At 74.3% G+C, this 23,053-nt stretch carries 22 protein-coding genes, 1 other RNA gene, 1 pseudogene and 1 riboswitch; of the genes and pseudogenes, 10 read left to right on the top strand and 14 right to left on the bottom strand.

Going from position 1 to position 23,053, the window contains the following annotated elements; translation table 11 throughout:
* From HPT28_RS05725 to HPT28_RS05700, 6 genes are all read right to left on the bottom strand, one after another.
* The coding region (locus tag HPT28_RS05725) for an ECF transporter S component (protein WP_308119093.1) at nucleotides 1–860 on the bottom strand (860 nt) is incomplete at its 3' end.
* On the bottom strand, nucleotides 857–2,569 hold the full coding sequence (locus tag HPT28_RS05720) for an ABC transporter ATP-binding protein (RefSeq protein ID WP_219089812.1): 1,713 nt from the start codon (nucleotides 2,567–2,569) through the stop codon (nucleotides 857–859). The genes HPT28_RS05725 and HPT28_RS05720, both read right to left, overlap by 4 nt.
* Entirely contained in the window at nucleotides 2,566–3,735 is a 1,170-nt protein-coding gene (locus HPT28_RS05715; RefSeq protein ID WP_219089811.1) for an energy-coupling factor transporter transmembrane component T, read from the bottom strand. Before HPT28_RS05715 ends, HPT28_RS05720 begins: the two co-directional genes overlap by 4 nt.
* Nucleotides 3,732–4,409, bottom strand: a complete 678-nt coding sequence (locus tag HPT28_RS05710) for an SCO2322 family protein (RefSeq protein ID WP_257578075.1) — start codon at nucleotides 4,407–4,409, stop codon at nucleotides 3,732–3,734. The genes HPT28_RS05715 and HPT28_RS05710 overlap by 4 nt, the downstream gene beginning before the upstream one ends.
* Complete coding sequence (locus HPT28_RS05705; protein ID WP_308119092.1) at nucleotides 4,409–5,734, bottom strand: terpene cyclase/mutase family protein; 1,326 nt, start codon at nucleotides 5,732–5,734, stop codon at nucleotides 4,409–4,411. The genes HPT28_RS05710 and HPT28_RS05705 overlap by 1 nt, the downstream gene beginning before the upstream one ends.
* 96 nt (nucleotides 5,735–5,830) lie before the next feature.
* A riboswitch (cobalamin riboswitch) is annotated at nucleotides 5,831–5,923 on the bottom strand.
* A gap of 91 nt (nucleotides 5,924–6,014) precedes the next feature.
* Nucleotides 6,015–6,647, bottom strand: a complete 633-nt coding sequence (locus HPT28_RS05700; RefSeq protein ID WP_219089810.1) for a TetR family transcriptional regulator — start codon at nucleotides 6,645–6,647, stop codon at nucleotides 6,015–6,017.
* Nucleotides 6,648–6,962: 315 nt separating this feature from the next.
* Between HPT28_RS05700 and HPT28_RS05695 the strand changes: the two genes are divergently transcribed.
* From HPT28_RS05695 to HPT28_RS05685, 3 genes are all read left to right on the top strand, one after another.
* Nucleotides 6,963–8,312: a glycosyltransferase family 4 protein gene (locus HPT28_RS05695; protein WP_374226922.1), complete on the top strand. Its 1,350-nt coding sequence runs from the start codon at nucleotides 6,963–6,965 to the stop codon at nucleotides 8,310–8,312.
* 110 nt (nucleotides 8,313–8,422) lie between these two features.
* Complete coding sequence (locus HPT28_RS05690; protein ID WP_219089809.1) at nucleotides 8,423–9,163, top strand: class I SAM-dependent methyltransferase; 741 nt, start codon at nucleotides 8,423–8,425, stop codon at nucleotides 9,161–9,163.
* Entirely contained in the window at nucleotides 9,160–10,227 is a 1,068-nt protein-coding gene (locus HPT28_RS05685; protein WP_219089808.1) for a prenyltransferase, read from the top strand. Before HPT28_RS05690 ends, HPT28_RS05685 begins: the two co-directional genes overlap by 4 nt.
* A gap of 90 nt (nucleotides 10,228–10,317) precedes the next feature.
* On the opposite strand, the gene HPT28_RS05680 is transcribed toward HPT28_RS05685, so the two are convergent.
* The 3 genes from HPT28_RS05680 to HPT28_RS05670 all read right to left on the bottom strand — a co-directional run bounded on the left by HPT28_RS05680 (nucleotide 10,318) and on the right by HPT28_RS05670 (nucleotide 12,907).
* The gene (locus HPT28_RS05680; protein WP_219089807.1) at nucleotides 10,318–11,175 is read right to left on the bottom strand and encodes a hypothetical protein; all 858 of its coding nucleotides are present in this window, start codon (nucleotides 11,173–11,175) and stop codon (nucleotides 10,318–10,320) included.
* Between the two features lie 183 nt (nucleotides 11,176–11,358).
* Complete coding sequence (locus tag HPT28_RS05675) at nucleotides 11,359–12,264, bottom strand: N-acetylmuramoyl-L-alanine amidase (protein ID WP_219089806.1); 906 nt, start codon at nucleotides 12,262–12,264, stop codon at nucleotides 11,359–11,361.
* 1 nt (nucleotide 12,265) lies between these two features.
* On the bottom strand, nucleotides 12,266–12,907 hold the full coding sequence (locus HPT28_RS05670) for a class I SAM-dependent methyltransferase (protein ID WP_219089805.1): 642 nt from the start codon (nucleotides 12,905–12,907) through the stop codon (nucleotides 12,266–12,268).
* Between the two features lie 193 nt (nucleotides 12,908–13,100).
* On the opposite strand from HPT28_RS05670, the gene HPT28_RS05665 reads away from it, so the two are divergent.
* Nucleotides 13,101–13,964, top strand: a complete 864-nt coding sequence (locus HPT28_RS05665; RefSeq protein WP_219089804.1) for a MaoC/PaaZ C-terminal domain-containing protein — start codon at nucleotides 13,101–13,103, stop codon at nucleotides 13,962–13,964.
* 28 nt (nucleotides 13,965–13,992) lie between these two features.
* Here HPT28_RS05665 and HPT28_RS05660 read toward each other — a convergent pair whose 3' ends face one another.
* Together HPT28_RS05660 and HPT28_RS05655 are read right to left on the bottom strand one after the other, a co-directional pair.
* Nucleotides 13,993–14,145: a hypothetical protein gene (locus HPT28_RS05660; protein ID WP_219089803.1), complete on the bottom strand. Its 153-nt coding sequence runs from the start codon at nucleotides 14,143–14,145 to the stop codon at nucleotides 13,993–13,995.
* A gap of 112 nt (nucleotides 14,146–14,257) precedes the next feature.
* Complete coding sequence (locus tag HPT28_RS05655) at nucleotides 14,258–15,550, bottom strand: hypothetical protein (protein ID WP_219089802.1); 1,293 nt, start codon at nucleotides 15,548–15,550, stop codon at nucleotides 14,258–14,260.
* Between the two features lie 341 nt (nucleotides 15,551–15,891).
* On the opposite strand from HPT28_RS05655, the gene HPT28_RS05650 reads away from it, so the two are divergent.
* From HPT28_RS05650 to HPT28_RS05635, 4 genes are all read left to right on the top strand, one after another.
* On the top strand, nucleotides 15,892–16,749 hold the full coding sequence (locus HPT28_RS05650; RefSeq protein ID WP_219089801.1) for a Nif3-like dinuclear metal center hexameric protein: 858 nt from the start codon (nucleotides 15,892–15,894) through the stop codon (nucleotides 16,747–16,749).
* Nucleotides 16,746–17,489: a zinc ribbon domain-containing protein gene (locus HPT28_RS05645; protein ID WP_219089822.1), complete on the top strand. Its 744-nt coding sequence runs from the start codon at nucleotides 16,746–16,748 to the stop codon at nucleotides 17,487–17,489. Before HPT28_RS05650 ends, HPT28_RS05645 begins: the two co-directional genes overlap by 4 nt.
* Nucleotides 17,490–17,497: 8 nt before the next feature.
* Nucleotides 17,498–18,643 carry a bifunctional RNase H/acid phosphatase gene (locus HPT28_RS05640; protein WP_219089800.1) on the top strand — a complete coding sequence of 382 codons (1,146 nt, stop codon included), beginning with the start codon at nucleotides 17,498–17,500 and terminating at the stop codon, nucleotides 18,641–18,643.
* A gap of 98 nt (nucleotides 18,644–18,741) precedes the next feature.
* A complete protein-coding gene (locus HPT28_RS05635) occupies nucleotides 18,742–19,989 on the top strand; it encodes a serine/threonine-protein kinase (protein WP_219089799.1) in 1,248 nt (415 codons plus the stop codon).
* Nucleotides 19,990–20,357: 368 nt separating this feature from the next.
* Here the strand turns inward: HPT28_RS05635 and HPT28_RS05630 are convergent, their stop codons facing one another.
* Together HPT28_RS05630 and HPT28_RS05625 are read right to left on the bottom strand one after the other, a co-directional pair.
* Complete coding sequence (locus HPT28_RS05630; protein WP_219089798.1) at nucleotides 20,358–20,585, bottom strand: hypothetical protein; 228 nt, start codon at nucleotides 20,583–20,585, stop codon at nucleotides 20,358–20,360.
* Nucleotides 20,582–20,797 (bottom strand): hypothetical protein, encoded by a 216-nt coding sequence (locus HPT28_RS05625; protein ID WP_219089797.1) that lies wholly within the window; start codon nucleotides 20,795–20,797, stop codon nucleotides 20,582–20,584. The genes HPT28_RS05630 and HPT28_RS05625 overlap by 4 nt, the downstream gene beginning before the upstream one ends.
* Nucleotides 20,798–20,997: 200 nt before the next feature.
* Between HPT28_RS05625 and HPT28_RS05620 the strand changes: the two are divergent.
* Nucleotides 20,998–21,745: pseudogene (locus tag HPT28_RS05620) on the top strand (DUF6879 family protein).
* A gap of 10 nt (nucleotides 21,746–21,755) precedes the next feature.
* Complete coding sequence (locus HPT28_RS05615; protein WP_219089796.1) at nucleotides 21,756–22,598, top strand: helix-turn-helix transcriptional regulator; 843 nt, start codon at nucleotides 21,756–21,758, stop codon at nucleotides 22,596–22,598.
* Nucleotides 22,599–22,626: 28 nt separating this feature from the next.
* Here HPT28_RS05615 and rnpB read toward each other — a convergent pair.
* An RNA gene (rnpB, locus tag HPT28_RS05610) (RNase P RNA component class A) lies at nucleotides 22,627–23,032 on the bottom strand.
* Nucleotides 23,033–23,053 lie beyond the last annotated feature (21 nt).

The raw sequence follows: 23,053 nt of genomic DNA, 5'->3' as shown, positions 1-23,053 counted from the left end.
CCGGGCGACCCGGGGGCGCCGGCGCGCTCGCGGACGGCGTCGGCCGCACCGGTGGCGAAGGCGACCGGCGCGGCGAAGGCCGCTCGGCGGGTGGCCCGGCGCAGGGCGCGCAGCACCGGGCCGCCGACGGCGAGGGTGAGCACGGCGGTCAGGGCCGCGCGGGGCACGTCCCAGCCCAGCGAGGTGGCGAGCCAGTAGGCGGCGAACCGGGCGAGGTTCTCGGCGGCCGGGTCGCCGGGGACGAAGGAGACGCCGGTCGACAGGCCACCGAGGTAGGGCCAGCCCTGGAGGTTCATGACCAGGCCGTAGGCCATGGCGGCCGGTGTGCCGTAGGCGGCGAGCAGCCACAGCTCGCCGCGGCCGCGCAGGGTGTGCGGGCGCGGCAGCAGGCCCGCCCCCATGGTGACCCAGCCCAGGGTGAGCATCTGGAAGGGCAGCCAGGGTCCGACCCCGCCGGTGAGCAGGGCGCCGGCGAACATGGCCAGCGCGCCGAGCACGAAGCCGAACCCGGGGCCCAGGACCCGGCCGGAGAGGATCATCAGGAAGAACATCGGCTCCAGCCCGGCCGTGCCCGCACCGAGCGGGCGCAGGGCCGCCCCGGCCGCCGCCAGGACGCCGAGCATGGCGATGGCCTTGGCGTCCATACCGGAGTCCGCGATGGTGGCGACGACGACGGCCAGGAGCAGCGGGAGCAGGGCGGCGAAGAGCCAGGGCGCGTCGGCCGAGTGGGCGAGCCCGGAGGCGGAGTCGGCGAGCAGGGGCCAGCCGAACGCGACGACGCCGGTGGCCGAGACGAGGGCGAGCGCCGCGGCGGCACGCGGGCCGAGCCGTACCGGGCGGTCCCGGTGCGTGCCGCTCACGGCGCTTCCCGGAGGGCCCGCCGTACCTGGGACACCGTCAGCCAGGGCTGCGGGGCGAGGATCTTGGCGGTCTGCGGGGAGAAGGCCGGCGAGGAGACGACGACCTCGGCGGTGGGTCCGTCCGCGACGATCTCGCCCTGGGCCAGGACGAGCACGCGGTCGGCCAGTTCGGCGGCTAGTTCGACGTCGTGGGTGGCCAGGACGATGGCGTGGTCGCGGGCGGCCAGCTGCCGCAGGAGCGTCGCGAGGCGGTGCTTGGCGGCGTAGTCGAGCCCGCGGGTCGGCTCGTCGAGGAGGACGAGCGGTGGTGCGGCCGTGAGGACGACGGCCAGTGCCAGGACGAGCCGCTGCCCTTCGGACAGGTCGCGCGGGTGCACGGTGTCGGCCAGGCCCGGCAGCAGTTCGGCGACGAGGGCGCGGCACGTACCGCGTGGGGCGTCGGCGTCGCGGTCGGCGTCCTCGCACTCGGCGGCCACGGTCTCGGCGGCGAGGAGGTCGCGCGGGTCCTGCGGGACGAGGCCGACGTGTCGCAGCAGCGGCCCGGGCTTGCTGCGGTGCGGGGTGAGCCCGCCGACGGAGACGGTGCCGCGCGCGGGCGGGTGCAGCCCGACGAGCGAGCCGAGCAGGGTGGACTTGCCGGAGCCGTTGCGGCCCATGAGGGCGAGGGTCTCGCCGGGCCGCACGGTCAGGGAGACGTCGTGCAGGACCGCGGCGCGGCCCCGTCGCACGTCCAGCCGCACGACCTCGGCGACCGGCGCGCCCCGGGCGCCGTCCGGACCGCCGCCTTCGCCCGGGCCGCCGCCGCGCCGGGAACCACCGGAACCACCGGAACCACCGGAACCACCAACGCCACCGGACGGCTTCGCGGCGTCCGCCGGGAGCCGGGCGGCGAGGGGCGCGAGCCGCTCCCGCAGGGCCCCGGCACGGCGGCGGGCGTCCCGGACGGACAGCGGCAGCGGGGACCAGCCCGCCAGCCGTCCCAGCTCCACCACGGGGGGCCGCACCGGCGAGTGGGCCATCAGCTCGGCCGGGGACCCGAGCCGGGCGGGCTCCCCGGGCGCGGACAGGAGCAGCACCTGGTCCGCGTACTGGACGACGCGTTCGAGCCGGTGTTCGGCCATCAGCACGGTGGTGCCCAGGTCGTGGACGAGGCGCTGGAGGACGGCCAGCACCTCCTCGGCGGCGGCCGGGTCGAGGGCGGAGGTCGGCTCGTCCAGGACCAGCACCCTCGGATGGGTCGTCAGCACCGAGCCGATGGCCACCCGCTGCTGCTGTCCGCCGGAGAGCGTGGTGATGGGCCGATCGCGCAGCTCGACCAGGCCCAGCAGGTCGAGGGTCTCCTCGACCCGGCGGCGCATCGTCGCGGGCGGCAGCCCGAGCGACTCCATGCCGTAGGCCAGTTCGTCCTCGACGGTGTCGGTCACGAAGTGGGCCAGCGGGTCCTGGCCGACGGTGCCCACGACGTCGGCGAGCTCGCGCGGCTTGTGGGTGCGGGTGTCACGGCCGTCCACCGTGACGCGGCCGTGCAGGGTGCCTCCGGTGAAGTGCGGCACGAGCCCGGACACGGTGTTCAGGACGGTCGACTTGCCGACCCCGGACGGCCCGACGACGAGCACGAGCTCGCCCTCCGGCACCGTGAGGTCGAGCCCGGTCACGGCGTCGGCGGCGGCCTCGGCGTAGGTCACGCGGACGTTCTCGAATCGGATCACGGCGCGGCCCTCCCCGGCCTTGGCTTCTCGGTGGTGGCGGTCCGCGCGGCCCTGCCCGGGGCGCGGTCGGGCAGCGGGGCGACGACGGCGGGCAGCAGGCCCAGCAGGCACACGGCCACCGCAGCCGGGGGCGCTTCGGGGGCCGTCAGCGGAACGGCGGGCGGATTGAGGGCGGTGGGGTCGGCGGCGGCGAGCGCGATGACCCCGGCGGCGACGGCCGCCCCGGAACCGGCCACGAGCCAGGCCCGGGCGCCCCAGCGGTCCGGCCGGTACCGGCTGCGGACCGTGCGCCGCCCGCCGAGCCGCAGCCCGGCCAGCGCGGCGGCCAGGCCGAGTCCGAGCACGGGCAGGGCGAAGGCGGCGCCGTCCGCGGTGAGCAGCCCGTAGGCGCCGACGCACACGCCCAGCAGCCCGCCGAGCGTGCATGCGGTGGTGGCCCGGCGCACGGCGGGGGACACCCGCGCCGTGCGGCCGTACCCCCGGGCGTCCATCGCGGCGGCCAGGGCGACGGAGCGTTCCAGAGCGCCCTCCAGCACGGGCAGGGCGACGCGCAGGACCGAGCGCACGCCGGTGTCCGGGCGCCCCCGCAGCCGCTGGGCGGACCGCAGCCGCCGCACGTCCGCGACGAGGTGCGGGGCGAACGTCATCGCGACGACGACGGCGACCCCGGCCTCGTAGAGCGCGCCCGGCAGCGACTTCAGCAGCCGGGCCGGGCTCGCCAGGGCGTTGGCCGCGCCCACACAGGCCAGCAGCGCGGCCAGCCGCAGGCCGTCGCGGAACGCGAAGTACATGCCCTCCGCCGTGACCCGGCCGCCGATCCGCACACCCTGGGCCCACTCGGGCAGCGGGATCTCCGGCAGGGTGAACAGCACCGTCGTGCCGCCCACAGGGGAGCCCAGCACGAGCGCGAAGAGCAGCCGGGCGACCAGGACCGCCAGGCCGAGCAGCAGGAAGACGCCGTAGGAGCGTGCCCAGGGCGCGTCGGTGCGCCGGACGGCGACGACGTACCCGGCCACGGCCACCAGCAGCGCCAGCAGCACCGGGTTGGTGGTGCGGGACGCGGCGGCGGCCAGACCCAGTGCCCAGAGCCACCAGGCCCCGGCGTGCAGGGCGTTGCCCCGGCGCGCGGAGGGCGCGCGCAGCGCGGTGAGGAGAGCCCGCGTCATGACGCCCGGCGCCGCCTCGCCTGCCACACCCCCGCGGCACCCAGCGCGAGGACGACGAGTGCCTCGCACACGATCACCCAGGGGAACCCGGAGCCGCCGTCGTCCCCTTCCTCGGCGGCGTTCCCCGCGTCCGTCCCGCCGTCCCCCGCGCCGTCGGTGCCGCCGTCCGACCCGCCGAGCCGCGCGCCGCACTCCGTCTCGGGATACCCGGCGATGGCACACAGCAGGGCGGAGGAGTCGTAGCGCAGGGGTGGGGCGGTGGCGGCCAGCGCGTCGCCCACCGAGGCGTCCGGCGCGACCGACGCGCACACCCGCCACGGCCGCGGCGGCGTCTCGCCGCGGGGCGCGTCCTCGTGGGTCCCGGGGTCGATGACGAGGGCCACCCGCTTGCGGCCCTCGCGCGGCGCGGTGTCCGCGCAGACGGCCTCGAAGTCGGCGCGCTGCCGGGGCCGGGCGCCCTCGCCGGCGCTCTCGCTCACGGTGAAGCGGAAGCCCACGACGTCGCCGTCGGCGGGACGCAGGGTCGCCGGGCCCTGGGTGGCGTAGACCCAGGAGCCCTCCTCCGCCGTCCAGAAGGACCAGTACCGGTAGCCGTCGGCGTGGGCCGGACCGGCGCCCGTCAGGAGCACCAGGAGGCCCAGCGCCGCCGTGGCGAGGGCGCGCGCCGTCCGCATCAGCCCGCGTTCCCCTCGGCCGGGGCCCCGTCGCCCGCGCCGCCATCGCCCCGCCGCCTGCGCAGGACGACGACCAGCACGCCCAGCCCGGCGCCCACGACGAGCCCCGTGCCGATGGCCCACCACACGGTGTTCGAGTCCTCGATCAGCCGCGGCTCCGGGCCCGTCGCGTTGAGCTGGGCGACCAGGTCGGTGCCGCCGAAGTCCTCGGGGTCGCCGCCCGCGGCGCGCACGGCCAGCAGCAGTTGGCCCAGGCCGGCCGGCTGCCCCGACAGCCCCTGCCACTCGGTGTGGTGCTCGGCCAGCCAGTTCAGCGGCTCCTCGGCCGCGTCGGGGTACCCGGCGGCCGAGAGCGCGATGACGGCGAGGGCGGTGGCGCCGTGGTCGGGCTGCGGATCGGTGCCCGGCATCACCACCGTGAGGTACCCGCCGTTGCGGGTGAGTTCGGAGCTGAGCTGGGCGGCAGCGGCCTGGGGGGACACGCCGATCTCGAAGTGGCCGGTCTCGCCGCAGTCCGGGAGGACGGGCTTGCCCGCGTTCCCCTCGGCCGGCTCCACGGCGAGCCCCTTGCGGTAGGCCGCGAGTGTCGCGGCGGCCGAGGCATGGGGGTTGGCGACCAGCTCCCCCCTCTTTCCGCGCTGGTAGGAGAAGCCCCCGGCCTTCCCGCTGGGTGCCGAGCAGTCGAGCTGGAGACGGTTCAGCGCGTTGGAGGGGGGATCGGCGATGCTCCTTCTGACGTCCTCCGGATTGAGCCCGGCGGCGTCGAGCGCACCGATGACGACGGCGGTGGAGTTGGCGTCGGTGGGGTCGTCGGGGCCGTAGCCCCAGCCACCGTCCGTGTTCTGCACCGACTCCAGCCACGCCACCGCGTCCTTGACCGGCTCGCTGTCCGCGCCCCGCACGGCGGCGAGGGCCTGCACGGCCATGCCGGTCGCGTTCGTGTCGGCCGGTCCGGTCTTGGCACAGGACGCGCGGACGTCCGTGCGGTAGGACATGAACGAGCCGTCGTCGCACTGCTGGGACGTCAGCCACTCGACGGCCGAGTCCGCCGGGACGTAGCCGGCGGCGTCCTGGGCGAGCAGGGCTATGGACTGCCGCCACACTCCGTCGTACTGGGGATCGGCCGTCCCGAACAGCCCGGCGGGCAGCGAGCCGGAGGGCGAGGGGGACGGGGAGGCGTCGGCCAGGGCGGCGGGGGCCACCGACGCGCTCAGGGCGGTGACGGCGGCCAGGGCCGTGGCGCAGCGGCGCAGGTACATCGGATGCCTTTCGGTGGCGGCCGCGCACACCGGCACCCACGGCGGGCCGCGCTGGGCGCGCGGCACCGGGGCTCGGCATCCGCAGACCTCGACGGAGCCGGCGGCGCACCAGGGCGTGCCGCCGGGAGCCTTGGGCCTCTCACGGGAGAGGCGCCTGGACGCGGGTGTTCCGACTCGCGGTTGCGCACGCCACGGGGGGCTGTGCGGTACCGCTCACGGCTGCGGGTCAGTGCCGGATTCGCACCGGTCTTTCCCCGGCCAGGGCGGGTTTGCACCGGACACTCTAACGGCGCTCCGGCACCGGGCCGGGATGCCGCCGGTCACACCGCCCCGGCCTCGGGCGTCCTCAGGCGTCCCGGACGAGCCGGGAGACCGTCGCGAGGTCGGCCTCCACCTGTTCGAGCGAGGCCCGTCCGGCCAGCCAGTTGATGAGGCCGAGAAGCCAGGTGTGCTCGATGACGCGGACCGTCGAGAGCTGCTGCGGTGTCGGCTCTCCCTCCAGCCCCGTGGCGTCCAGGATGATCGCGGTGGTGAGCCGCAGGACGGTGTCCACCTCCGCGCTCACCGACCGGTCGGCGAAGGTCAGGGCCCGGACCATCGCGTCCGCGAGGTGCGGTTCGCGCCGGAGTGACCGGAACGCCCGCTTCAGGGTCTCGGCCACCCGGGCGGCGGGCTCGTCCGTCGCGGGCGGCTGCTGGTGCAGGGTCGCGTGCAGGTGCCGCAACTGGTCCTGCATCATCGCGACGAGCAGGTGCACCTTGGACGGGAAGTAGCGGTACAGCGTGCCGAGGGCGACCTGTGCGGTCTCGGCGACCTCGCGCATCTGCACCGCGTCGAAGCCGCCCCGGCGGGCCGACTGCGTCGCGGCCCTCAGGATGCGGCGGCGCCGCTCCTCCTGGCGTTCGGTCAGCGCGGGCGGTTCCGCCGGGTCGGCCCCGGTCGGGCGGGTCGGCGGCGGTGTCGGCGTCGGTGGGTTCATTGGCGTGTTCGGCGTCGGTCTCACGGGGCTGGGCGCGTGGGCTGCGGTCATCGGCCGGGCTCGTCGGGGTCGTCCGTGAGCCGGGCTCGTCGGGGTGGTCCGGACGCCGGGTGCCGCGGCGGCGGGCCGCGCCCGGCCCGTGCATCCTGTCAGGAGGTGCGCCGTGGTGCGAATCACCGCGCCCGGCCGTAACGGGCAAGTGACCGGCCGGTAGATTCGGAGGCGCTCCCGCCGGGGGCCGAACATCTGAAACTTGTTCTACCTCGGCGCGAGCCGTTACGCTCCCGCGAAAGTCCGGCGAGAAGGGGACCGCGAGTGACCGCAGAGGCCATACGGGACGCGGCGACCGGGCCCCGGCGGGGCGGTACGGAATCCGGCCGCCCGCTGCGCGTCGCGCTGCTCAGCTACAAGGGGAACCCGTTCTGCGGGGGCCAGGGCGTCTACGTCCGGCACCTCTCCCGCGAGCTGGTCCGGCTGGGGCACGAGGTCGAGGTGATCGGTGCCCAGCCCTACCCGGTCGTCGAGGAGGGCGTCACCCTCACCGAGCTGCCCAGCCTCGACCTCTACCGCGCCTCCGACCCCTTCCGCACCCCCGGACTCAGCGAGTACCGGGACTGGGTCGACGCCCTGGAGGTCGCCACCATGTGGACCGGCGGCTTCCCCGAGCCGCTGACCTTCTCCCTGCGCGCCCGCCGCCACCTCGCCGCCCGGCGGGGTGACTTCGACGTCATCCACGACAACCAGACCCTCGGCTACGGCCTGCTGGGCGGCTCCGAGGCACTCGGCGCCCCGCTCGTCACCACGATCCACCACCCCATCACCGTCGACCGCCAGCTCGACCTGGCCGCCGCGCCCACCCTGCGGCGCCGGCTCTCCGTGCGCCGCTGGTACGGCTTCACCCGGATGCAGCGCCGCGTCGCCCGCCGCCTCCCCTCGGTGCTCACCGTCTCCGGCTCCTCCCGGCAGGAGATCGTCGACCACCTGGGCGTGGCCGAGGGCCGGGTACACGTCGTCCACATCGGCGCCGACACCGAGCTGTTCCGTCCGGACCCGGCGGTCCCCGAGGTGCCGGGGCGCATCGTGACGACCTCCAGCGCCGACGTCCCGCTCAAGGGGCTCGTGCACCTCGTCGAGGCGCTGGCCAAGGTCCGCACCGAGCACCCCGAGGCCCACGTCGTCGTCGTCGGACGGCGTCCCGAACGCGGCCCGGTCGCCAGGGCCATCGAACGCTTCGGCCTGGACGCCCCCGGGCCCGGCGGCCGCCGACCCGTCGAGTTCGTCAAGGGCATCAGCGACCCGGAGCTCGCCGATCTGGTCCGCGGCGCCCAGATCGCCTGCGTTCCCTCCCTCTACGAGGGCTTCTCCCTGCCCGCCGCCGAGGCCATGGCCACCGGCACCCCGCTCGTGGCCACCACCGGGGGCGCCCTCCCCGAGGTGGCCGGGCCCGACGGCGAGACCAGCCTCGCGGTGCCGCCCGGTGATCCCGGCGCCCTCGCCGCCGCGCTCACCCGGCTGCTGGCCGACGCCCCGCTGCGACAGCGGCTCGGCGCCGCGGGACGGGCCCGGGTCCTGAGCCGCTTCACCTGGCGGCAGGCGGCCATCGGCACCGCCGAGCACTACCGGGAGGCCATCGACCGTTCCCGCACCGCCGCGGCCCATCGCTGACCGCGGCGCGCCCCCGCCCGCGGCACGGCCCACGACCCACGCCCCGCCCGGGGCGACCGCCCCCGACCTGCCCGCCCTGTCCTGCCCCCGGACCGAAAGCAGAACCCCCTGTGCTGACCGTCGACTTCTCCCGGTTCCCGCTCGCCCCGGGCGACCGCGTCCTCGACCTCGGCTGCGGCGCCGGCCGTCACGCCTTCGAGTGCTACCGGCGTGGCGCGCACGTCGTGGCGCTCGACCGCAACGCCGAGGAGATCCGCGAGGTGGCCACCTGGTTCGCCGCCATGGAGGAGGCCGGCGAGGCCCCCGCCTCCGCCTCCGCCACCGCCATGGAGGGCGACGCGCTCGCCCTGCCGTTCCCGGACGACAGCTTCGACGTCGTCATCATCTCCGAGGTCATGGAGCACATTCCCGACGACAAGGGCGTGCTCGCGGAGATGGTCCGCGTCCTGCGCCCCGGCGGACGCCTCGCCGTGACGGTGCCGCGCTACGGCCCGGAGAAGGTCTGCTGGGCGCTGTCCGACGCCTACCACGAGGTGGAGGGCGGCCACATCCGCATCTACCGGGCCACCGAACTGCTCGCCAAGCTGCGGGAGGCCGGACTGCGCCCCTACGGCAGCCACCACGCCCACGCCCTCCACGCGCCGTACTGGTGGCTCAAGTGCGCCTTCGGCGTCGACAACGACAAGGCGCTCCCCGTGCGCGCTTACCACAAGCTGCTGGTCTGGGACATCATGAAGAAGCCGCTCGCCACCCGCCTCGCGGAACGGGCCCTCGATCCCCTCATCGGCAAGAGCTTCGTGGCCTACGCCACCAAGCCCCACCTCCCCCGCACCCCGGAGACGACTGCGTGACCAGCCCGGAGCGCACCGAACTCCTCGTCCTGCCGGGCGTCCTCACCGCGGAGCAGGCGGCCGCCACGGTCGCCGGCATCGCCGCCGAGCAGCGCCCCGACGGCGCCATCCCCTGGTTCCGCGGCCACCACCTGGACCCGTGGGACCACGTGGAGGCCGCCATGGCCCTCGACACCGCGGGCGAACACGCCCGCGCCGCGGCGGCCTACGGGTGGCTCGCCGAGCACCAGCTGCCCGACGGCTCCTGGTACGCCGCCTACGCCGACGGCGACGCCCGCGAACCCACCGACACCGGCCGGGAGTCCAACTTCTGCGCCTATGTCGCCGTCGGCGTCTGGCACCACTACCTGTCCACCGGCGACGACACGTTCCTGGAGCGCATGTGGCCCGTCGTGGCCGCCGCGATGGGGTTCGTCCTCTCCCTCCAGCAGCCCGACGGCACCGTCGCCTGGAAGCGCGAGCCGGACGGCACCGTGCTCACCGACGCACTCCTCACCGGCTGCTCCTCCGTGTACCAGGCGCTGCGCTGCGCCCTGGCCATCGCCGAGCACCGCGAGGAGCCGCAGCCCGACTGGGAGCTGGCCTTCGGACGGCTCGGCCACGCGATCGCGCACCACCCCGAGCGCTTCGCGGACAAGTCCCGCTACTCGATGGACTGGTACTACCCGGTGCTCACCGGGGCGGTCACGGGCACGGCGGCCAAGGAGCGCATCGAGGCCGAGTGGGACCGCTTCGTCGTCCCCGGCCTGGGCGTGCGCTGCGTGACGCCCAACCCCTGGGTGACGGGCGGCGAGAGTGCCGAACTGGCCCTGGCCCTGTGGGTGATGGGGGAGTCCGGCCGCGCCGTGGAGATCCTCCGCTCGATCGCCCACCTGCGGGCTCCCAGCGGCATGTACTGGACGGGGTACGTCTTCGCCGACGAGGCCGTGTGGCCCCGGGAGCAGACGGCCTGGACCGCCGGTGCGCTGCTGCTGGCCGTCGCGGCCCTGGGCGGGGATCCGGCCACCGTCGAGGTCTTCACCGCCCCGGCGACCCCCGTCGGCCTGACCGCCTCCTGCTGCTGACCTCCGCTGACACCGTCCCACGGGACGACGAGACCCCCGCCACCGGGCTTGAGGCCACGGTGGCGGGGGTCTCGTCGTGGAGCGGGACCGTCAGCCGCGCTGGATGCCGGAGGTGTCGGCCAGGAGACCGCGACGGCCGTCCTGCGTCTGCGCGATGAGCGCCTGACCGCGCTGCTCGACCGCCAGGTACCAGGTACCCGGAGCCAGTTCGGCGATCGGGGTCGGCGAGCCGTCCTCACCGGTCAGCGGGCGGGCGACCGGAACAGCGAACCAGAACGGCTGGAAGTTCGGGTCGGCCGCGCCCTGCTGGGGCTGCGGCTGGGCGGGCTGAGGCTGCGGCTGGGCGCCGGGCTGGCCGCCGAAGGACTGGTCCTGGGGGCCCGGCTGCGGGCCGCCAGGGTAGCCGTAGCCGGCCTGCGGCTGACCGGCCTGCTGCGGGGCGCCGGTGTAGCCGTAGGCGCCCTGCTGGCCGTAGGGCTGCGGCTGCTTCATACCGCCGGCCGGGATGAGCGCGACCTGCAGCGGCGGCAGGTAGACGGTGGCGATGGCGCCGGCCGCCATGATGATCACCGCGATGAAGCCCATGACCTGCCCGGCGCCGACGTCCAGCGCCTCTTCGGCGCCCATCGGGTTGGCGAGCAGCGTCCAGAAGCCGGCCCAGACGGCCATGACGCTGAAAGCGATGCCCCACTGGTCGAGCTTCAGCCCCGCGACCCGCAGCTCCGGGTTCACGAAGCGGGAGACGACGATGAAGACCGTCGCGAGGAGGCCGCCCAGGAAGATGGTCGGCATGACCGGCCAGAAGAAGTTCGACCAGCCGTTGCGGCTGTCGTCGTCCTGCCCGAAGCCGCCGGGGAAGCTATAGAAGTCGAGGAATGAGGCGATGAACAGCAGGACCGCTGCTCCGATCACCACTGCATCGCCTCGCTGGAGCGAGCGGTTGTTCACGTCAGATCCCTTGTCGATCTCGTCGTCATGGTCCGGTCATCACGGGGGCGGCCCCCATCGTACGGACACTCTGGTCAGCGTGCGGACGACCCCCCGAATTCGGGGATGGGCGGAGTCCGGATGCCGCAGCCGCCCGCGGTGCCCTCGCGGCGGCTTCAAAAGCCTGTTCCCCCTTGCCAGTTGCTACGGGGCTTCCGCGTCACGATCGGTGAGGAAGGCGGTGAGGCCCCGGGCGATGCCGTCGGCCGCGCGGGCCCGCCAACCGTCGTCGGTCAGCAGGGCGGCGTCGTCGGTGTCCCGCATGTTGCCACACTCGAGGAAGACCTTGGGTACCGCGGAGAGGTTCAGTCCGCCGAGATCGGCGCGCACGTCGAGCCCCGACTCGGCCGTGTCCGGGCCCAGATACGTCGCGGGGCGGGTGCCGGTGGCCTCGGCGAAGTGCTCCACCAGGTGGGTGCCGAGGCGCCGGGAGGGCCCGGTGATGCCCCGCGTGTCCGCCGCGCCCGCGGTCACGTTCGCCGGGAGGATCACGTGGAAACCGCGGTCGCCCTCGGCCGCCCCGTCCGCGTGCAGCGAGACGGCGGCGTCGGCTCCGGCCTCGTTCCCGATGCGGGCCCGCTCGTCGATGCACGGTCCGTGGGGCCGGTCGCCGTCGTGGGTGAGGACGACGGTCGCTCCGCCGGCCTCCAGCCGGTCGCGCACCCTGCGGGCCAGGTCGAGGGTGAACTCGGCCTCGGGGTAACCGGCGTTCGTCTCGGCGCCCACGGCGTCGCAGTCCTTGCGGTGCGTGCCGACGTCGACCTGGCGCCCGATGGCCTCCGGGTGGTTCCGGTTGCCGGGGTTGTGGCCGGGGTCGATCAGGACGACGGTGCCGGCCAGCGGGCCGCCGTCCGTCGGCGGCTCCGACGCCGACGGCCCGCTCGGCGTCCCCGCCGCCTCGGAGGCCGCCTTGCCGGGCCGTTCGCGGGGCTCGGCGTCGCTTCCGGCGCCCCCGGCTGCGGGCCGGGCCACCAGCCAGGCCACGAGGCCGAGCAGGCAGCAGGGCACCAGGACGGCGGCGACGAGCAGGGCACGGCGGCCCGGGGACACCTCAGCTCCCGGGTGCGGTGCGGCGCAGCACGCGCAGCGAACCGGTGCCGGGCTCCTCCGTGTACTCGCCCGACTCCAGCGCCCTCCGGTACACCCGGTACGGCGCCTGCCCGCCGTCGGCCGGATCGGGGAAGACGTCGTGGATCACCAGGAGGCCGTCCCGTACCAGGTGCGGGGCCCAGCCTGTGTAGTCGGCGTTGGCGTGCTCGTCGGTGTGGCCGCCGTCGACGAAGACGAGGCCGAGCGGCGTGCGCCACAGGGCCGCCGCCTGCGGGGAGCGGCCGACGAGGGCGAGGACGTGGTCCTCCAGCCCGGCGGCGTGCAGGGTCCTGCGGAAGGCGGGCAGCGTGTCCATGCGGCCCACCCGCGGGTCCACCAGCTCCGGGTCGTGGTACTCCCATCCGGGCTGCTGCTCCTCGCTGCCCCGGTGGTGGTCGACGGTGACGGCGGTGACCCCGGCCTGCCGGGCCGCGTCGGCGAGCAGGATCGTGGACCGTCCGCAGTACGTGCCGACCTCCAGCAGCGGGTGCCCGAGCCGGGCCGCGTCGGCGGCCGCCGCGTAGAGCGCGAGGCCCTCGTCCCGGGGCATGAAACCCTGCGCTGCCTCGAACGCGGCGATGATCTCCGGCTTGGGTGTCGTCATGCCGCCCATGCTGCCGCATGACCGTGTGCGCCGCGGGCCCGGGTGCCGCCGGCCGCGCGCTCGCCGGACGGCCGCCGGTGACGGGCTGTTCCCAAGGGGGAACCGGGTGCGTTATACAGGGAGTCGACAAGAAACTGAAACACGTTCCTGTGCGTCCACACGCCCCGGGTCCGCCCCAAGGGAGACACGCCAGATGTCCATCGACGCCGCCACCGCGCTCGCCGCCCCGCCCAAGGTCACCGAGCTGGCCTGGGACCACAAGGACGTCCTGCTCTACCACCTCGGTCTGGGGGCCGGGATCCCCGCGACGGACCCGGCCGAGCTGCGCTACACGCTGGAGAGCAGGCTGCACGTCCTGCCCAGCTTCGTCACCGTGGCGGGCGGCGGCATGGCCTTCGTCGACGGCATCGACGCGCCCGGCATCGACGTCGACCTCACCGGCATCCTGCACGGCGGGCAGCGCATCGAGCTCCACCGGCCCGTCCCCGTCCGGGGCACGGCCACCCAGCGCTCCCACGTCGCCGCCCTCCACGACAAGGGCGAGGGCAAAGCGGCCGTCGTCGTCCTGCGCATGGACGTGGAGGACGACGCGGGGCCGCTGTGGTCCTGCGACACGAGCCTCTTCGTGCGCGGCGCGGGCGGGTTCGGCGGGGAGCGCGGCGCGAGCGAACGCCTCCCGCTGCCGGAGCGGGCCCCCGACCTCACGCTGGACCGTGTCGTCCGGGAGGAGCAGGGCCTCCTCTACCGGCTCAGCGGGGACTGGAACCCCCTCCACGCCGACCCGGACTTCGCCAAGCTGGCCGGCTTCGACCGGCCGATCCTGCACGGCCTGTGCACCTACGGGATGACGCTCAAGGCCGTGGTGGACGCCGCCCTGGACGGCGACGTCTCCCGGGTGACGGGCTACGGCACCCGGTTCGCCGGGGTCGTCTTCCCCGGCGAGACGCTGCGGGTGCGGGCCTGGCGGCTGGACGCCGGGCGCATCCAGGTCTCCGTCACGACGGCGGAGCGTGACGACGCGCCCGCCCTGACGGACACCGTGATCGAGCACACCTGACGCCCGGCCACCGGGCCGCCCGTGGGTCTCAGTTCGCCGAGGACCCGTCCGCGTCGTTGCCGGGCCTGCGGTGCCGCCCGTGCGGCGGCGTCCCGGAGTCCTCGGCGGTCGCGGCCCGGCCCCGGTGACGGCCCGGTGCCGCGCTCTGCTCGCCGCCTGTGTCGGTGTGCTGGTCGGACATGCTGGTTGGGCTCCGAAGTGCTGGGTTGATCGTTCGCGGCTGAGATGATCTTAGTCGTCGCGTCGGACCGGAGGGCCGGTCCTGTCCGCCGGGGCGGACGACGGCGGGCACCTCAGCGTGCCGCCATGGCCAACGGTGCCTTCCCCAACGGAACGGGTTTACACCTCACTTGCGCATCCGGCTCCGGTGCCTTCTGCTCCTGTGCCGGGTCCGGCCCCGGCCCCGACCCTGGCCCCGGCTTCGGCCCCGGCCCGGGTTCCGACTTCGGCCGGGCCCCGGCCGCCCTGTGCCTCCCGGCGCCGGGCGTCGTCTCGCGGCGCGGCCCGTCCTCGTGCTCCTCCGGCCGCAGCCTGGCCAGCCCGCAGCGCACGCCCCCCGTGGCGTAGGGCAGGAGCAGCTCGCCGCCGGCGGTGAACCGGCCCGTGCGCAGCCAGCCGTTCGGCGCCGGTACGTAGCTCAGCCCCCGCCACCCCGGCCGCCACACCGCGACCCACGGCAGCTCGGCCCCGCACGGCTCACCCGGGCGGGGGGCGCTCTCGACCCGCAGCGCCACCGCGCACCGCTCCGGCAGAAGTGCCTGCCCGGGCTGGACGGCGAACGGCGTGACGGTGACGTCCGGCTGGTGCAGGGCCTCGGGGAAGCGGACCGGCCGGTGGCTGTCCAGCACGCCCCAGCCGACCCGGTCGGCCCCGGGCGCGTCGGATCGCAGGAGCAGCAGCCCGCTGTCCGGATCGGCCAGCAGCAGCCGGTCGTTGCTGCCCTCCGCGATCTCCAGCAGCGGTGAGACCGCCCCGCCGCGCCCGAGGTCCACCACGACGGCCTTCACCAGCCCGTCCGCGCCCCGCCGGTTGAGCGCCAGCAGCCGCCCGTCCCGGCCCAGCCAGACGCCGTCCGCGCAGTGCCCCGGCACCACGGCCACGCGCTGCGGCCCGTCGGCACCGCCCGTCAGCCGCCACACCGCGGTCGTCTCGGCGCCGGCCGCCAGCGCCCACGCGCTCGACCCGTCCGGAGCCGGGGGCAGCAGGGCGAGCTGTTCCGCCGCCACGGCGCCCAGCGGCACCTCACCGGTGCCGGGGCCCGTGGGGTACAGGAGCGAGGGGCGGTACCGTCCGTCCGCCCGGCGCAGGATCAGGACCCGCCCGTCGGCCAGCGGCAGGAGCTGGCTGTGCGGGTCCTCCGGCTGGCTGCCCGGAAGGGAGACGGCGTACGGCTCGGGGCCGTCCAGTGTCCACCGCTCCGGGCACCAGCGCCCGGCCCCGCCCGGCGCGGCGAGCCGCGCCGCGTAGCCGCCGTCCGCCGAGAGCACACAGGCCAGGGGGCGGTAGGGCGGCGGCGGGGGGATCGCCGGGGTGTCCGTCGTCGCGGTGTCGGTCGTCGGGGTGTCGGTCGTCGGGGTGTCTGCCAAGCCGCCACGCGGCGCTGCACCGCCCGGTGCGTCGTCGCCCTCCGCGACCTCGCCGCGTTCCTCCACCGTTCCGGACCCGACTGCGCAGGCTGTCAACTGCGATCACCTCCGGGTCCCGACGCTAGGGATAGAACGTCGTTCCGAACGGGGAGAGGTGTCCGGCTTCATTCGTTCGGGTGGCTATGGCGGGGTTTGCCACACTCGCCGCGGCGTTATGTGCTGCCGACGGCTGTCCCGTCCCCGTCCATGTCCTGTCCCGCCCCCGGCTCCGGCCCGCCGCCCGTCCGGAGCCGGGGCAGCGCCCTGGTCGGAGGCCCGGGTGCGGACGGTAGCCTTTTCCCGTGCCCGCACTATCCGAAGTCATCGCCGCGCTCGAGACCCTCTGGCCACCCGCCGGGGCGGAGTCGTGGGACGCCGTCGGCACGGTCTGCGGAGACCCGGACGCCGAGGTGTCCCGGGTCCTGGTGGCCGTCGACCCGGTGCAGGAGGTGGCCGACGAGGCGGTGGCCCTCGGCGCCGACCTTCTCCTCACCCACCACCCGCTCTACCTGCGCGGCACCACGACCGTCGGCGCCCACACCTTCAAGGGCCGGGTCGTGCACACGCTCATCAAGCACGACGTCGCGCTGCACGTGGCCCACACCAACGCCGACCGCGCCGACCCGGGCGTCTCCGACGCGCTCGCCGAGGCGCTCGACCTGCGCATCACCGGCCCGCTGGTGCCCGATCCGGACGACCCGGCCGGCCGCCGCGGCCTGGGCCGCCTGTGCGAACTGCCCACGCCGCTCTCCGTCGCCGCCTTCGCCCAGTACGCCGCCGAGCGGCTCCCCGCCACCGCGCAGGGCGTCCGCGCCGCCGGCGACCCGGACGCCGTCGTGCGTACCGTCGCCGTGTGCGGCGGCTCCGGGGACAGCCTCTTCGACGCCGTACGGGCGGCCGGCGTCGACGCCTACCTCACCGCCGACCTGCGCCACCACCCCGCCTCCGAGGCCCGCGAGCACTCGCGCCTCGCCCTGCTGGACGCCGCCCACTGGGCCACCGAGTGGCCCTGGTGCGAGCAGGCCGCGGCCCAGCTCGACGCCGTCTCGCAGCGCAACGGCTGGGATCTACGCACGCACGTCTCGCACGCCGTCACCGATCCCTGGACGGCCCACGCGGCCTCCGGGGTCCACCCCGACCACTCAGGAGCCCCCAACTGAACGCCGCGCCCGCCGACCAGATCCGCCTCCTCGACGTCCAGGCCCTGGACATCCGGCTCACGCAGCTCGCCCACCGCCGCGAGACCCTTCCCGAGCACGGCGAAGTCCGCACCCGGGAAGAGGAGCTGACGCAGCTTCGGGACCTGCTGGTGGCCGCCCAGACCGAGGAGAGCGACACCGCACGCGAGCAGACCAAGGCCGAGCAGGACGTCGACCAGGTGCGCAAGCGCGCCGCCCGCGACCAGGAGCGGCTGGACTCGGGCATGGTCACCAACCCCAAGGACCTGGAGAGCCTGCAGAGCGAGATCGCCTCCCTGGCCCGGCGGCAGAGCACGCTGGAGGACGTCGTCCTGGAGGTCATGGAGCGCAACGAGGCCGCGGCGGGGCGGGTCGCCGAGCTGACCGAGCGTGTCGCCGCGGTCCAGGAGAAGGCCGAGGACGCCAAGGCCCGCCGCGCCGCCGCCAGCGAGGAGATCGACGGCGAGATCGCCGCCGTCCGCAAGGAGCGCGAGGTCGTGGCCGCCGCCGTGCCGGCCGACCTGCTCGGGCTCTACGACAAGCTGCGCGGGCAGCAGGGCGGCGTGGGCGCCGCCAGGCTCTACCAGCGCCGCTGCGAGGGCTGCCGGCTGGAGCTCAACATCACCGAACTGAACGAGGTGCGCGAGGCCGCGCCCGACACCGTCGTGCGGTGCGAGAACTGCCGCCGCATCCTGGTGCGCACCCCCGAGTCGGGGCTGTGACACGGGCGATGGGACGACGCTTCGTCATCGAGGCCGACGGCGGTTCCCGGGGCAACCCGGGCCCCGCCGGTTACGGCGCGGTGGTCAAGGACGCCGCCACCGGTGAAGTGCTGGCCGAGACGGCGGAGTTCATCGGCCACGCCACCAACAACGTGGCCGAGTACCGGGGCCTGGTCGCCGGGCTCCACGCCGCACGCGAGCTCGACCCCGAGGCCTCGGTGCACGTCCTCATGGACTCCAAGCTCGTCGTCGAGCAGATGTCGGGGCGCTGGAAGATCAAGCACCCGGCCATGCGCCCGCTCGCGGCCGAGGCCCGTGAGATCTTCCCGCCCGACGCCGTGCGCTACGAGTGGGTGCCGCGCGCCCGCAACAGCCACGCCGACCGGCTGGCCAACGAGGCCATGGACGCCGGGCGGCGCGGCGAGCAGTGGCGCCCCTCCGGCGTCCCCGAGCCCGCCGCGGCCCCCTCCCAGGAGGACGTCGGCGCCACCGCCCCCGCCGCGCCCCCGCCCGGCTGGTCGGCGGACCTGGGCACCCCCACGACGTTCGTGCTGCTGCGGCACGGGGAGACCGCCCTGACCCCGCAGAAACGGTTCTCAGGCAGCGGCGGCGATGACCCGGAGCTCTCCGAGGCCGGGCGCCGCCAGGCCGAGGCCGCAGCCACCGCCCTCGCCACCCGCGGCACCGTCCAGGCCGTCGTCAGCTCCCCGCTGCGCCGTTGCCAGGAGACGGCCGCCGCCGTCGCCGCCCGGCTCGGCCTCGACGTCCGCACCGAGAACGGGCTGCGCGAGACGGACTTCGGCGCCTGGGAGGGCCTCACCTTCGCCGAGGTCAAGGAGCGCCACCCCGCCGACCTCGACGCCTGGCTGGCCTCCGACACCGCCGCCCCCACCGGCGGCGGCGAGTCCTTCGCCGAGGTGGCCCGCCGCGTCGCGGTCGCCCGTGACAAGCTCATCGCCCGCTACGCCGGCCGCACGGTTCTGCTGGTCACCCACGTCACCCCCGTCAAAACCCTGGTGCGGCTGGCCCTGGGCGCCCCGCCCGAGTCGCTGTTCCGCATGGAGCTGTCCGCCGCGTCCCTGTCGGCCGTCGCCTACTACGCCGACGGCAACGCCTCCCTCCGCCTCCTCAACGACACCTCCCACCTCAGCTGAGCCCGCGGGCGCAGCGCCCTACGCCGGACGCGGCTGTCTGCTCTAGGGTGGCGGCGTAGCCGACCTGGGGGAGACAGGGGGACCGGGTGCGTGAGGGCATGACCGTCGGGGGGCGCTACCGGGTTGAACGCCTGCTGGGAAGGGGTGGGTTGGGCGAGGTCTGGGAGGCGGTGGACGCCACCCTCGGTCGACGCGTCGCCGTCAAGTTCGTCACCGGCGTCCGGCAGTACCCGGAGGCGGCCAGGCGGTTCGCCCGGGAGGCCCGGACGCTCGCCGCGCTGCGCCACGGCAGCATCGTCACCGTCCACGACGCCGGAACGGCCGAGCTTGACGAACAGCCCCTGCCCTACCTCGTCATGGAGCTGCTGGACGGGATCACCTGGGAGTACGCCCACGTGGAGTCGGTCGTGGAGACCGGGGCGCGCGTGGCGGAGGTTCTCGCGCACGTCCACGAGGCCAGGATCGTGCACCGGGACGTCAAGCCCGCCAACATCATGATCTGCTCGGACGGGCGCGCCGTGCTGATGGACTTCGGCATAGCCCGTGACGACGACTCCCTCACCCGTACCGCCACCGTCACCGGGAGGTACTTCGGCACGCCCGCCTACATGGCCCCCGAACAGTTGCAGGGCCGTGCCGCGACACCCGCCTCCGACGTCTACGCGCTGGGCATCGTCCTGGTCGAGAAGCTCACCGGCCACCGCCTGCCCGTCGCCCAGCTCATGCCCCAGGTCCGGTCCGCCATCGGCGAGCCCCTGCGCTCCCTGCTCGCCCGGATGACCTCGGCACAGCCCGAGCAGCGGCCCACGGCCGCCGAGTGCGCCGAACGGCTGCGCGCGTCCGCCAGGCCCACGACGTCGCGGAGCACGCCGACGACACGACAGGAGCGGCGTGAACGGTTCGTCCCGCTCGCGGTGCTGCTGTCGCTGTACGCGATCGTCCTGTTCCTGCCCGGCTACGGAGACGCGGGCTGGAGCAGGCCCGTCTTGCGGTTCTTCGCCATCCAGATCCTCGAACCCGAAGAGGATGACGCCATCCTGTGGAACGACTCCGCCTGGGGAGTCGTCACCACGCTCGGAGCGTGCGTCGGAGTGGTGACGGTCCTGGCCATGGCCGCGGCACTCGCCCCACACGCCCGGCTCCCGCAGCGGCTGGCGGGCTACGGGGGCGTTCTGCTCACGGTGTTCTGCCTCGGCTGGCAGGCGACGTCCTCCCCGCCCCACTACGACGACCACTCCGACGAGCTCCACTACGGCCTGTCGCTCTTCTACCTGACGACGGCGCTGGCCATCGCCACGTACGTCTACCGCGACCTCCGCACCCGCCGCCCCAGCCCCCAGCCGTAGGCCGCCCTCGCAGTCGGCCAGGCCGTGGCATGCCGCCGCCCTGCCCATGCGCCACACGGGGCGACGCATGGGCGGGGCGGCGTGTGGCTACTTGCTGTCAGAGGGCTTCGGCTCAGGCGGACGCGGGGCCTCCGGGGGCATCGGTCCCCCGTCGTGCTTGCCGCCGTCCATCAGCGGGTGCGCGAACGGCACACCACGCCAACCCTCAGTGTCGGGCGTACGAGTTTCGTACGTCTCCACTGCCAGACCGGTCATGTGCGGCAACTCCTTTCTCTACTGATCGTGTTTCGAAACCCCGCCCCGACTGGGGGCCAGGTGGTTCGCCGGTCGCGATAGCGCTGGTGGCGCACGGAGGCGGCAGCGCGGGCTTACTCCTCGCGGGTGACGCGGGCGTGATCGGTGGCGATGCGGCGGAAGAGGGCGTGTCCGGTGCGGCCGGTGTGGCGAAGGCACCAGTCCTGGGCCTGCTCCTGGGCTTCCTGAGGGCCGGAGTCCTCACCGCAGCCGGGAGTCACGCAGAATGATTCGAATGTGATGCCACCGAGGGGCTCGTGCCGGATGGTGTGCCGCACGTAGCGGAGCACGGCGCGGGTCACCGTCGTCCTCGGGTGCGGTGCGGGTGGTTGCGGATCTCGACGTTGCAGTCGGTCGCGGCAGACAGGTCGCCTCGGTTCCGTGCTTCCAGCCGCTGTGCGGCCAGTGCGCGGCAGACATCGCAGCCCGGCGCGGGGGGCGGTTCGGGGGCGGGGAACGGGTCCGGCAAGTGGACGGGGGACGGGCCGTCCGTCGTCAAGTGGTGTGTGGTCATGGATGCCCCTCCGGCTCGTATGACTCCGGACACGACCGTAGGGAGCGGGAGTTGGCCGCCGCGATGCGATGTTCTCGAGTGTTCGCACCTCCGGTCGTCCTGTTCGCGTAAGTTCTCACGTGGGTCTCCGTGGGGTGTGGTGCGAGCCTTCGGAGCCCGGTGATGCTGGAGGCCCAATCGCGGAACAAGGAGAGATGGTCATGCCGCGACGCCTGCGCTTCATCGGGACGGACAGCAAGAACGGCACGTGTCCCGCCGTGCACGAAGACATCGACTCAGGCGAGATCATCGTGCAGGGTGCCGGTCAACGATCCGGAGGACATCGCTCAGTTGCGGCACCTGGGTACCGGCGATGCCGCAGTGGCCGTACCGCGCGAACTTCTCGTGAACCACGGCCCCAAGGAGGTCAACCGCGTGCCCGAGCTGATCGGCCTGGAAGAGTTCGGCAAGCTGTTCAAGACGTTCGAGCACACGGCGTGGCATCTGGAGACGCGGCGGGGCTACGCGTCCGACCGTGACGACGACGGCTACCGCGTCTTCACTCAGACCGGCTCGGCCCCCTGCGACCTCGACAGCGAGTGGTGCACGAACATCCGCCGCCAGACCGCGGCCGGGAAGACGGTGGGCCGGGTTCGCGTCGTCGATAATCCGCCCACCGAGGGGCAGTTGTTCCTGCTGGACTACGCGAAGTGCAACGCGGCCACTGGCGAAGACGTGCGAAGCCTGTGGCGAGCGGACTTCGACCGGCTGAATGTGCCCGCCGAGGACTGGTGGCTGTTCGACTCCCGCCTGGTCGCGATCCTCCGTTTCGACGCATCCGACGTACTGGTCAACGTCGAGGTGGTCACGGATCCCGCTGAGGTGCTGCGCTACTGCCAGGTGCGCGACGCGGTGACGCACCACGCCGTTCCCTACGACCAGTTCGCCGCCCTGGTGGCCGACCAGTGAACGTGGACCGGTGAGCACGGACTATCAGCAGGCGCGGGAAGCCCTCGGAGCACGACTGCGAGCACTTCGGCTCGGGTGTCCCGAAGGTCGGCTCACCGGTACACAGCTTGCCCGGCGTCTCGGCTGGGCGCACTCGAAGGTCTACAAGCTGGAGAACGGTCAGCAGACAGCGACACCGGAAGACCTGCGGGCCTGGGCGGACGGGGTGAAGCAGCCGGACGCCTACGCCGAGTTGGAAGGCCGCCTGAGAGGTTTCGAGTCTCATATCCGCTCATGGCGGAGACAGTTGGCCGTAGGGCACCTACCTGTTCAGGAGAACTGGAACATGGAGGTTGCCAGGTCGAGGGTCATCCATGCCTGGGAAGAGGCTGTCGTCCCCGGCATGTTGCAGACCGCCGAGTACGCGCGGCACCTGTTTCTGCGGTACGCGGACCTGCACGGCACGAAGCGTGACACCGAAGAAGCGGTACGAGCCCGGCTCAAGCGTCAGTCATGGCTGTACGAGCCGGGCAGGATGTTCCGTGTTCTCGTGTGGGAGGCGGCACTGCACGCCCTTGTGTGTCCGCCGTCCGCCCTGGCCGCCCAGCTCGACCGGCTCACGGGGATCGTTGGTATGGACACCGTGGAACTGGGGATCGTCCCGCTCGCCGTACCGCTGAAGATCCCGGCCGCGAACGGATTCTGGGTCATGGACGACAGGCTGGTCATCACCGAGGACTGGCACGCGGAGATGTGGCTGGACGACCGGGACAGTGTGATGACGTACACGCGTGTGTGGAAGCTGCTCCGCGAGTCGGCCGTGTTCGGAGCCGAGGCACAGCGGGTGATCAGCCGGGTGCGCCAGGCGCTGTGACGACGACTTCCGCGCAGCGAGGGCGTGGCAGACGAGTCGTGCTGTACGCCGGATTCTGTCTCCGGGGGTCCTCGCGGGCCCTCGGGAGGCGGTCATCCATCTGGGGCCGATGTCGCCATCGACCTCGGTGCGGTCTACCCGCGGACTCGGGCGAGCAGCCCTCGTGCGTCCGCGCAGGGCCGCCTCGCGGCGGCCCCTCTTGACCTTGCTCCGGGTGGGGTTTACCGAGCCGCCCAGGTCACCCTGGGCGCTGGTGGTCTCTTACACCACCGTTTCACCCTTACCGGATGCCGTCGCCGGCTCCGGCGGTCTGCTTTCTGTGGCACTTTCCCGTGGGTCGCCCCAGGTAGGCGTTACCTACCACCCTGCTCTGCGGAGTCCGGACGTTCCTCGACGTGGCTGTGAGGCCACACCGCGACCGCCCGCACGGCTCGTCTGCCGTGCCGCCATCCTAC

The sequence above is a fragment of the Streptomyces sp. JJ38 genome, assembly GCF_019303475.1.
Taxonomy (GTDB): Bacteria; Actinomycetota; Actinomycetes; order Streptomycetales; family Streptomycetaceae; genus Streptomyces.
The sequence above is the reverse complement of the archived record's forward strand: the minus strand, read 5'-3'. Positions and strand labels throughout refer to the sequence as shown.